Genomic DNA, 10,209 nt, shown 5'->3' with positions numbered 1-10,209 from the left:
TTTATCATCGGCTTTAACATTTCAACTGAATAAATGCCGTATCCAAGTTAGTTTTTAATGCTGTTCCCCCACTTTTATACCCTTTTCCAATAGCATAACCCATTTCATGATTTAAATTAAGTGTATTTTTAGAGTTGGGATCTAATAACCACTCTGATATTTTAGTTGCATTCTGAGATAATGCACTTTTTATCACTTTAATTGCGGTACTTTGATTAGTGTAAGATGTAACATCTACTTTTTGTTGTGCCGCTCTTTTAACCATTTCTGAATCAGATAATGATATATGTTTTGATATAGTATGTCCTCCTACTTTTTCTGAGTATAATAAAAGATCTGGTACACTAATCTCCCTAATATTTTTTGATATATGACTTATTACAGCATCATCAATTTTATCTGTTCCTTTTCTTACCGTCGATTTGATTACATCGACTGCTTTCCCAATATTTTTTAAGTCTTTTAAGTCTCCAATAACAGGTATGAATGCAAATAATGCTAATCCAACTTCTTTAGCAGTAGCATTAGGATTAAATAAAGTATTGACAAGATTATATGCGTCTTTAAATTGACCAACAACAAGCGTTAAGACTCAACTAGCACCACAGGTTTCACCTAATATAATTTCATAATTCCTTATGTTCGTTTTTGTTGTATTTTTGAATTTCCGATCTTCCAAAAAATCTTGATATGCAAATTTGAGCAACAAAAAAGGACTACCTCCTTTAAGGAAGTAGCCCTTACGATTGAATATATTTGTTTCTGCGACTAGTTCTCTTTCTTATTACATCATGCCGCCCATGTCTGGCATGCCTGGTGTGTTTTTGTTTTCTTCTGGTTTGTCAGCAACAACTGCCTCAGTTGTTAAGAACATAGCGGCAACAGACGCTGCGTTTTGAAGTGCAGAGCGAGTTACTTTTGTTGGGTCAACGATACCAGCTTCAATCATATCAACCCACTCGCCAGTTGCTGCGTTGAAACCAACACCAGCTTTTTCTGTTTTTAAACGTTCAACGATGACAGAGCCTTCTAAACCAGCGTTTTGCGCGATTTGACGAACTGGCTCTTCAATTGCACGAAGAACGATTTTCACACCAGTTGCTTCGTCGCCTTCAGCTTCGATCGCTGCAACTTTGTTGTATACGTTCATTAACGCTGTACCACCGCCGGCAACAATACCTTCTTCAACTGCCGCACGTGTTGCGTTCAATGCGTCTTCAATGCGTAATTTGCGCTCTTTCAATTCTGTTTCTGTTGCAGCACCAACTTTGATTACCGCAACGCCACCAGCTAATTTCGCTAAGCGCTCTTGTAATTTTTCGCGATCAAATTCAGAAGTAGTTTCTTCTAATTGAGCACGAATTTGGTTGATGCGTGCTTGAATGTCTTCCGCACGGCCAGCGCCACCAACAATTGTTGTATGTTCTTTTGTTACAACAACTTTCGCTGCACGACCAAGTGAAGCAATTGTTGTTGATTTTAACTCGCGACCTAACTCTTCTGTGATGACTTCACCGCCTGTTAAAATCGCAATATCTTGAAGCATCGCTTTACGACGGTCACCAAAGCCAGGCGCTTTAACTGCAACAGCTGTGAATGTACCGCGAAGTTTGTTTACAACTAATGTAGCAAGCGCTTCACCTTCTACATCTTCAGCAATGATTAACAATGGTTTGCCTTGTTGAACAACTTGCTCTAATACAGGAAGAAGTTCTTGAATGCTTGAAACTTTTTTATCTGTAATTAAGATGTATGGATTATCTAATACAGCTTCCATTTTATCAGAGTCTGTGATCATGTATGGAGATACATAACCGCGGTCAAACTGCATACCTTCCACAACATCTAATTCTGTTGTGAAACCTTTAGACTCTTCTAATGTAATGACACCGTCTTTACCAACGCGTTCCATTGCTTCTGCGATTAATTGACCAACTTCTTCGTCAGCCGCAGAAATAGCTGCAACTTGAGCGATAGAGTCTTTACCTTCGATTGGTTTAGAGATCGCTTTTAATTCTTCCACAGCGACCGCAACAGCTTTTTCAATACCTTTGCGAATGCCCATTGGGTTCGCGCCAGCTGTTACGTTTTTCAACCCTTCGCGAATCATCGCTTGTGCTAATACAGTCGCTGTTGTTGTACCGTCACCAGCAACATCATTTGTTTTGCTTGCTACTTCCGCAACAAGCTTTGCACCCATATTTTCAAACGGATCTTCTAATTCAATTTCTTTTGCGATCGTTACACCGTCATTTGTAATTAATGGAGAACCGAACTTTTTCTCTAATACAACGTTACGACCTTTTGGACCTAATGTTACTTTTACTGCATCAGCTAATTTATCTACACCGCGTAACATCGCACGACGAGCTTCTTCACTGAATTTAATTTCTTTTGCCATACATCTTACCCCCTTGATGAAATTTTAGTTAAGTATTTTTATGTGCTTTATATGTTATCAGGCGAACGATTAACCAATCACAGCTAAAATGTCACTTTCACGCAAAATTAAGTATTCTTTTCCATCATATTTTACTTCTGTACCCGCATATTTTGAGAAGATGATGCGGTCGCCCACGCTCACTTCTGGAGCTACGCGCTCACCATTATCAAGAACGCGACCTGAACCAACTGCCACAACTTTTCCTTCTTGTGGTTTTTCTTTTGCTGTGTCTGGTAAGACAATTCCGCTCGCTGTTTTTTCTTCAGTTTGAATTAATTCAATGACAATACGATCACCTAGTGGCTTCAACACGGCAAACGACCTCCTTAATTAGATTTTCGTTCTGTTATTAGCACTCATTCTTATTGAGTGCTAACACACTTATTATATTAATGAACTTTTTTCAATTTTGCAAGTAGGGAGTTAAAAATTTTTCATTAAATGATTCCCTCTTTACATTATGTCTTTTCTTTCGAAATTCATGCAAAAAATATGATAGAATAAAAAAGTATTCACTTTGTAAAAAGGGGTTGAACGCGTGAAAAAGCAATATTGGTATGTCATCATTACATACATTGCCATGCAGCTATCCAGTTTAATTGGCGTTCCTGTGCTCACACATAGCGGATTTATTAACGCATCAAATAAAGAAGTAGCTTTATCGATCGCCTCAGGCTATTGGGCTGTCATTAGTTTTTCGATTGCCCTTTTTCTCGTTCTTTATTTCATGAGAGAAGATATGAAATACTCGTATGATCGCCACCAAGCGTCAATAGGATCGTCCATCATTTGGGGCATTGGAGGCTTTTTCCTTGCCCTTTTTGCTCAAGGCGTTGCTGCAAATATTGAAATGCGCATATTTGGCGTCGAAATGGGATCCGAAAACACACGACGCATCGTCGAAATGGTAAAGCTCACACCAGCACTTATGCTTGTCACTTCGATCGTTGGACCAATCTTGGAAGAAATCATCTTCCGAAAAATTATTTTTGGGGCGTTGTACCAAAAATATAACTTTTTCTTATCAGCGCTTGTCAGCTCACTTTTATTTGCGGTTGTTCATTTAGAGTTCGAGCATTTGCTTCTTTATGCAACGATGGGATTTGTATTCGCCTTTTTATATGTTAAAACAAAGCGCATTCTCGTACCTATTGTGGCACACGTGCTGATGAATACATTTGTTGTTGCTATTCAAACATTATTTGCTGAGGAAATTGAAAAAATGATGCGCGAAGCAGAACAAATGCAATTCGTGATTTGGAGGCTGTTTTTATGAAGTCAGAACCGTTGTTTTACTTTCTGATGGGCATTTTATTTACTTATTTTGCTGTGGATAGTGCTGATGACGGCATTTGGGACGTAACAACAATGTTGTTCATCTTAATTGCAACATTTGATTTTGGCACAGCTATTCGCTCTTTATTGAAAAAAACCTCCCGCTCATAAACGGGAGGTTTATTCATTTCCGTAGTGCTTTAAAAAATAAACGAGTGACTGCAATTCGACCGCTAAATCAATATGATGAACACGAATGTGTTCTGGCACATGCAGGCGAGCAGGTGTAAAGTTTAAAATCCCTTTAATCCCCTGTTGGACAAGTCGGTCAGTAATCGGTTGAGCAACTTGAGCCGGCACAGTTAAAATAGCTACTGTAATCTCCCCGAGCTTTTCTTCCAGCTCATCTAAATGATAAACAGGAACTCCTCCTACTTCCGTTCCGACTTTGTCTGGATCGACATCAAATGCCATCACAATTTTCGTATTATTATTTTTGCTGAAATTGTAGTTTAAAAATGCAGTCCCTAAATTTCCAACCCCAAATAACGCCACTTCCGTTGTTTCATCTTGATCTAACGTTTTACGGAAAAACGACAACAAGTAATTGACGTTATATCCGTATCCTTTTTTTCCGAGCGCACCAAAGTATGAAAAATCACGGCGAATCGTTGCTGAATCTACTTTGACAGCTTCGCTTAATTCCGCTGAAGATACACGCTGCTTTCCTGATGCATGCAAATTTTTCAAAAAACGATAATATAACGGTAGTCGCTTCGCGGTCGCCTGCGGAATTTTTGGTTGTTCATTGTTCACGAGTCAATCCCCCACATTTCCTTTCACAAATAGTTAGCGCTTTCATTTTTCTCTCCTATATGTCCAAAAAGCTCTCCCTACTTTTAAACTATACACTATTTTTTTCATTCTGTCCTTCCTTTGTACCCTTTATTATTATTTTTGTCAAATTTGTTATTCGCACACTAGTATTGCCGAACATGAAGAAAGTACGTTACACTATCAAAAGAAGATTGAGGTGAGAAGTCATGATCATTTTACAAATAAATCAACTGTCCAAATCATATGGAGCTGAACAAGTTTTATCAGACATTAAACTTGAGATTCAAGAAAAAGACCGCATTGCATTAGTCGGAAGAAACGGCGCAGGGAAATCCACATTATTAAAAATTATTGCCGGCCAATTGTCATACGACACAGGCGAAATCATCAAACCGAAACATGTAACAATCGGCTACTTAGATCAATATACAGGTTTGCAAGCACATCGCTCCATTTGGGAAGAAATGCTCGATGTTTTTGCCCCGCTTCAACAAATGGAACAACAGTTGCGCGAGCTAGAACAACAAATGAGCCTGCATGATGTTGACTATGAACGGCTACTTGAACAATATGATCAGTTGCAAACAGAATTTAAAGACAAAGGCGGCTATCAATATGAAGCAGATATTCGTTCTGTCCTTCACGGTCTTCGCTTTTCTCAGTACGATTACACGACAAAAGTATCAACATTAAGCGGTGGCCAGCGGACGCGATTAGCGCTTGGTAAACTGCTTCTCGCTAAGCCAGATTTACTTATTTTAGACGAACCGACAAACCATTTAGATATGGAAACATTACAATGGCTCGAACAATATTTAAAAAATTATCCCGGCGCCATTCTCGTCGTCTCACACGACCGCTACCTTCTTGATCAAATCGTGACACAAGTGTACGAATTGTCGCGCACAAAAATAAAAAAATATGTCGGCAACTATACAAGCTACTTACAACAACGCGCGGAACAGTTCGAACAACAACTAAAACTGTATGAAAAACAACAAGAGGAAATCACAAAATTAAAAGATTTTATTCAACGAAATATCGCTCGCGCCTCAACAACAAAGCGAGCACAAAGCCGCAGAAAACAATTAGAAAAAATGAACATCATCGAAAAACCGCTCGGTGATGAAAAATCGGCATCGTTTCGCTTCGAGATTGAACGTCCAAGCGGAAATGATGTGCTAACAGCTAACGATTTAGCGATCGGTTACGATCACATCATTGCAAAAAATCTTTCGTTTCGCATCACTCGCGGTGATAGTATCGCATTAATTGGACCAAATGGAATTGGCAAATCAACTCTTTTAAAAACGATCGTCAAACGGCTCCCTGCAAAACAAGGGGAACTGCGTTACGGAACAAACGTCCAAATCGGCTATTACGATCAAGAACAAGCGGAATTAACGTCTAATAAACGGGTCATCGATGAGCTGTGGGATGAGGATCGCTTAAAAACAGAAAAAGAGATTCGAACGATACTCGGTAACTTTTTATTTTCTGGAGACGATGTATTGAAACCTGTTCAGATGTTAAGCGGTGGCGAAAAAGCTCGGCTCGCCCTCGCTAAGCTAATGATGAAAAAAGCAAACGTATTAGTGTTAGACGAACCGACAAATCATTTGGATTTAGATAGCAAAGAAGTGCTAGAACAAGCACTCATTGAATATCCTGGGACAATTATATTCGTTTCTCACGACCGTTATTTTATTAACAGAATCGCAACAAAAATATATGAGTTATCCACAGATGGGCTTGTGGAATATTTGGGAGACTACGATTATTATGTGGCAAAAAAAGCAGAGTTGCTTGAGCTTGGACAACTCAATGAAAAGACGATAACAGAAGAACGATCTTCACCAAAGCGTTCATATGAAGAAGAAAAAAAGCGAAAAAAGCTTGAACGACAGCGAAAACGAAAACTAGAGCAGCTAGAGCTGGAAATGGAGCAACTTGAACAACAAATTGCCGCATATGAACAACAATTATATGACCCTTCCTGTTACAATGACTATGAAAAAGCTCGAGACATACAAGCGCATATTGAAGCGCTAAAACAAAAATTTGATGAACTATTCGAACAATGGGAACATTTACAACGATAATAATGAGCCAGCTCCATTTGTGGGCTGGCTCATCTTTTTACACAAACATATCCACAGAAAAAACACCTAAATATAAGTTATTCACCAACTTTTCCACATTATCCACAACAACAAAAGAAAAATTCCCCATTTTGTTGTGGTTAACTTGTTATGATAAAATAACATACAATCAACGTTTTCCACATTATTCACATATGTGTGGATAAAATAATCCACAAAAAAGTTCAGTTTTTATTCGAAGAAATTTATACGATTATAAGAAAGGGTGCCCCGTTACTTCTGGGACACCCTGTTCCTATAACAGTAAACTTGGGTTTGCATTTAACGCCATTGTGGCGCGCTTTCCTTGTTGAAATAATACCGTTCCCGCTGCCGCAATCATCGCAGCATTATCTGTGCAAAGCGACAACGGCGGGATAACTAACTCGACTTCCGGCAGCTGCTTCATTTGTTTTTGTAGTTGCGTACGCAGTCCTTCATTTGCTGCTACTCCGCCAGCTAACAAGACTTGTTTCACTCGATAATGTATAGCTGCTTGTATCGTCTTTTCCACTAATACTTCGATGACACTTGCCTGAAAACTTGCCGCCATATCCTCAGGATGAATCGTCTCTCCACGCTGTTTCGCATTGTGCAACGCATTAATAACCGCTGATTTTAATCCGCTAAAACTAAAATCATATGAACCTTCTTCAAGCCATGCGCGCGGTAAATCAATAGTTGGTTTTCCCTGTTTCGCTAAGCGATCAATGTGAGGTCCTCCCGGATAAGGTAGTTGTAACGCTCGGGCAACTTTGTCGTACGCTTCCCCTGCCGCATCATCGCGCGTCTCGCCAATCACTTCAAATACACCATGCTCTTTCATATAAATGAGCTCCGTATGACCTCCTGATACAACAAGGGCTAAAAGTGGAAATTTCATTTCTTGTACAAGCTGATTCGCATAAATATGCCCTGCGATATGATGCACACCAACAAGAGGAATGCGATGTGCAAAAGCTAATGCTTTCGCTGCATTCACGCCGATTAATAGAGCACCTACTAATCCTGGACCTTCTGTCACCGCAATGGCATCGAGCTCGTTCACATCCATATTTGCTCGCTTCATCGTTTCTTCTAAAACGAGCGTAATTTGTTCAACATGATGACGTGAGGCAATTTCAGGAACAACTCCCCCAAATCGTTGGTGACTTTCCATTTGTGAAGCGACAACGTTAGCTACAATTTCACGTCCATTTTTCACAATGGCTGCAGCTGTTTCATCACAGCTTGTCTCAATTCCAAGCACAAATATATCTTTTTCGCTCATAATTTCACCCACATTACTAAAGCATCTTCTTGGTTATCCGAATAGTATCGTTTCCGAATTCCACCGTTTAAAAAACCGAGTTTCCGATATAATGATTGTGCAACCGTGTTTGACACTCGAACTTCTAATGTCATCGTTTGCGCCCCTTCTTCTCTCGCTAACGTCATCGCCTGTCTCATAAGCGCTTCTCCTAACTTTTTACCGCGAAATTGTGGCAATACCGCAATGTTCGTAATATGTGCTTCATCCATAACCAACCACATGCCACAATAACCGATAATTTGTCCATCATGCTCCATCACAATGTAACGAGCATACGGATTGTTTGTCAACTCTTGATAAAAAGAAGAGCGACTCCATGGAAGCGTAAAGGAGAGTTGCTCGATTTCTACAATGCGATCAAGATCTTGAAGCGTCATGAAACGAAAAGAGACATTCACTTAACATTCCGTCCTTTCCTGCTGACGAGCAAGCCAATTCGCTTCCGCTTCGGCTAAACGAATATAGTTTGGTACAAATGTATGAACATCTTCTGGCTCACGATTCATTCCTAACCAGGCAAGCTCGCTTGGACGTGGATTGTGAAGTGTCGCTGAAGCCACTTCGACAGAATGACCTAGCGCTTCAATAAATGCTGCTTCGTGTAGCGCACTATCGTTTCCAACTAATAAAATCGGTTCGCTGTACGATTTTAATTCATTTGCCCACTCCGTAGCTAAAATGACTTGATCAGCGACAATGGATTGAATGTTGCCTCCTTCAACTTTGTAAAGACCTGTATAAATTTGTCCGCGCCGAGCGTCCATTAATGGAACAACGAGTCCTTGAAAATATTTTGCACTTGCTGCCATCACTTCTAAACTTGATATGCCGACAAGCGGAATGCGCAACGTCCAAGCGAGCGTTTTAGCAATCGTCACACCAATGCGAACACCTGTATATGATCCAGGACCTTTCGCAACAACAATACGATCGAGATTATGCGGACTTATATCACATTCTTGGAGAAGCGCCTCAATCGCAGGCATCACTCGTATCGAATGATTTTTTTTCAAATTCGTAATAAGCTCTCCTTTGACGATCTGCCCGTCAACAACAGCGATTCCCATAACAAACGTTGATGTATCAATGGCTAACACTTTCATCGGCAAAAATCTCCTTACATAGCTGTTCATAACGTTGACCAATCGGTGAGAAACGAATGATTCGATTTTCTCCATTCGCATGGTGAATCGTAATGTGTAATCGTTCGGTCGGCAAATACGGTTCAATTAAGTGTGCCCATTCGACAACTGTTACACCATCACCGAAAAAATATTCATCAAATCCTAAGTCTTCTTCGCTTTCTGCTAAACGATATACATCCATATGATACAAAGGTAAGCGCCCTTCATATTGCTTTATAATAGTAAAAGTCGGGCTGTTCACATTGCGGTCGATTCCTAAACCTTTTGCCAATCCTTTTATAAATGTTGTTTTCCCTGCCCCTAAATTACCTTCTAGTGTAATGACATCTTGTGGTTGAACATATTGAGCAAGTTTCATCGCTAATGCTAGCGTATCTTCAGGATGATGTGATACATATTCATATGTTTTCATCGTTCATTCCCCTAATTAAATAAAATCAGCATACAAAAAAGGCCTTAGGATCGCTCTCCTAAGGAAATGCTACACGTATAAGTGTACACGAAAACAAAGCATAAAGCAAAAAAGGCATAAAAAAATACGAAACTTATACCGTTTCGTTTCATGCATTGGTTGCGGGGGCAGGATTTGAACCTGCGACCTTCGGGTTATGAGCCCGACGAGCTACCTGGCTGCTCCACCCCGCGACGATAAAAAATAGCTTAAAATTAACTTAAAATTTATTGAATGGACCATAACTATCGTAAAAAACTGGCCGTCCCGCTCTCGGATAGTATATTCAAGCAACGCGACCCGAGCGGTACGCTGATGTAAACTCACAGATGTGGATTCGTTATTTTTCTCGTATAAATACAATAATGCCCGGCAACGTCCTACTCTCGCAGGCGGTGTCCCGCCAACTACCATCGGCGCTGGAGAGCTTAACTTCCGTGTTCGGGATGGGAACGGGTGTGACCTCTCCGCCATCGTCACCGAGCAAGAATGCTTTAGACAAATGTTATTATAACGGAATATTTTTTGTTGTCAAGCGTTTTTTATTCCTTCAAAACTAGATAACAGGGCTTGGCTGAACAGTCGCCTACGCTTTTCGTGTGTGT

Annotated in this window: 11 protein-coding genes, 1 tRNA gene and 1 rRNA gene; 3 read left to right on the top strand and 10 right to left on the bottom strand. The window is 40.1% G+C overall.

Annotation, left to right across the window (positions count from 1 at the left end; genetic code table 11):
• Window positions 1–13 precede the first annotated feature (13 nt).
• From ABEV15_RS13560 to groES, 3 genes are all read right to left on the bottom strand, one after another.
• Window positions 14–298, bottom strand: coding sequence for an RNase A-like domain-containing protein (locus ABEV15_RS13560; protein WP_498853508.1), 285 nt, complete (start codon window positions 296–298; stop codon window positions 14–16).
• A 486-nt stretch (window positions 299–784) separates the two neighbouring features.
• Entirely contained in the window at window positions 785–2,401 is a 1,617-nt protein-coding gene (gene groL / locus ABEV15_RS13555; RefSeq protein WP_429635255.1) for a chaperonin GroEL, read from the bottom strand.
• 69 nt (window positions 2,402–2,470) lie between these two features.
• Window positions 2,471–2,755, bottom strand: a complete 285-nt coding sequence (gene groES, locus ABEV15_RS13550) for a co-chaperone GroES (RefSeq protein WP_004888755.1) — start codon at window positions 2,753–2,755, stop codon at window positions 2,471–2,473.
• Window positions 2,756–2,981: 226 nt separating this feature from the next.
• Between groES and ABEV15_RS13545 the strand changes: the two genes are divergently transcribed.
• Both ABEV15_RS13545 and ABEV15_RS13540 read left to right on the top strand, forming a co-directional pair.
• Window positions 2,982–3,719, top strand: coding sequence for a CPBP family intramembrane glutamic endopeptidase (locus tag ABEV15_RS13545; RefSeq protein ID WP_429633504.1), 738 nt, complete (start codon window positions 2,982–2,984; stop codon window positions 3,717–3,719).
• Window positions 3,716–3,889, top strand: a complete 174-nt coding sequence (locus ABEV15_RS13540; RefSeq protein WP_032099476.1) for a YdiK family protein — start codon at window positions 3,716–3,718, stop codon at window positions 3,887–3,889. Before ABEV15_RS13545 ends, ABEV15_RS13540 begins: the two co-directional genes overlap by 4 nt.
• A gap of 9 nt (window positions 3,890–3,898) precedes the next feature.
• Here the strand turns inward: ABEV15_RS13540 and ABEV15_RS13535 are convergent, their stop codons facing one another.
• Entirely contained in the window at window positions 3,899–4,534 is a 636-nt protein-coding gene (locus tag ABEV15_RS13535; RefSeq protein ID WP_498853507.1) for a redox-sensing transcriptional repressor Rex, read from the bottom strand.
• 227 nt (window positions 4,535–4,761) lie between these two features.
• On the opposite strand from ABEV15_RS13535, the gene ABEV15_RS13530 reads away from it, so the two are divergent.
• A complete protein-coding gene (locus ABEV15_RS13530) occupies window positions 4,762–6,657 on the top strand; it encodes an ABC-F family ATP-binding cassette domain-containing protein (protein WP_498853506.1) in 1,896 nt (631 codons plus the stop codon).
• Window positions 6,658–6,952: 295 nt separating this feature from the next.
• Here ABEV15_RS13530 and tsaD read toward each other — a convergent pair whose 3' ends face one another.
• The 6 genes from tsaD to rrf all read right to left on the bottom strand — a co-directional run bounded on the left by tsaD (window position 6,953) and on the right by rrf (window position 10,088).
• Window positions 6,953–7,966, bottom strand: a complete 1,014-nt coding sequence (gene tsaD / locus ABEV15_RS13525) for a tRNA (adenosine(37)-N6)-threonylcarbamoyltransferase complex transferase subunit TsaD (RefSeq protein WP_498853505.1) — start codon at window positions 7,964–7,966, stop codon at window positions 6,953–6,955.
• Window positions 7,963–8,406, bottom strand: coding sequence for a ribosomal protein S18-alanine N-acetyltransferase (gene rimI, locus ABEV15_RS13520; protein ID WP_429633510.1), 444 nt, complete (start codon window positions 8,404–8,406; stop codon window positions 7,963–7,965). The genes tsaD and rimI overlap by 4 nt, the downstream gene beginning before the upstream one ends.
• A complete protein-coding gene (gene tsaB / locus ABEV15_RS13515) occupies window positions 8,407–9,111 on the bottom strand; it encodes a tRNA (adenosine(37)-N6)-threonylcarbamoyltransferase complex dimerization subunit type 1 TsaB (RefSeq protein WP_429633512.1) in 705 nt (234 codons plus the stop codon).
• Window positions 9,092–9,565, bottom strand: coding sequence for a tRNA (adenosine(37)-N6)-threonylcarbamoyltransferase complex ATPase subunit type 1 TsaE (gene tsaE, locus ABEV15_RS13510; protein WP_429633514.1), 474 nt, complete (start codon window positions 9,563–9,565; stop codon window positions 9,092–9,094). The genes tsaB and tsaE overlap by 20 nt, the downstream gene beginning before the upstream one ends.
• Before the next feature lie 156 nt (window positions 9,566–9,721).
• Window positions 9,722–9,798, bottom strand: a tRNA-Met gene (locus tag ABEV15_RS13505).
• Window positions 9,799–9,971: 173 nt separating this feature from the next.
• A 5S ribosomal RNA gene (gene rrf / locus ABEV15_RS13500) occupies window positions 9,972–10,088 on the bottom strand.
• Window positions 10,089–10,209 lie beyond the last annotated feature (121 nt).

The organism is Bhargavaea massiliensis, from assembly GCF_050480245.1.
Lineage (GTDB): Bacteria > Bacillota > Bacilli > Bacillales > Anoxybacillaceae > Anoxybacillus.
Note: the sequence above shows the minus strand (reverse complement) of the source record. Positions and strands in the feature narration are given on the sequence as shown.

Excerpts from the sequence above, each read along its gene's own strand:
- groL (WP_429635255.1), bottom strand. The coding sequence starts at position 2,401 with ATGGCAAAAGAAATTAAATTCAGTGAAGAAGCTCGTCGTGCGATGTTA.
- ABEV15_RS13540 (WP_032099476.1), top strand. The coding sequence starts at position 3,716 with ATGAAGTCAGAACCGTTGTTTTACTTTCTGATGGGCATTTTATTTACT.
- ABEV15_RS13530 (WP_498853506.1), top strand. The coding sequence starts at position 4,762 with ATGATCATTTTACAAATAAATCAACTGTCCAAATCATATGGAGCTGAA.
- tsaD (WP_498853505.1), bottom strand. The coding sequence starts at position 7,966 with ATGAGCGAAAAAGATATATTTGTGCTTGGAATTGAGACAAGCTGTGAT.
- tsaB (WP_429633512.1), bottom strand. The coding sequence starts at position 9,111 with ATGAAAGTGTTAGCCATTGATACATCAACGTTTGTTATGGGAATCGCT.
- tsaE (WP_429633514.1), bottom strand. The coding sequence starts at position 9,565 with ATGAAAACATATGAATATGTATCACATCATCCTGAAGATACGCTAGCA.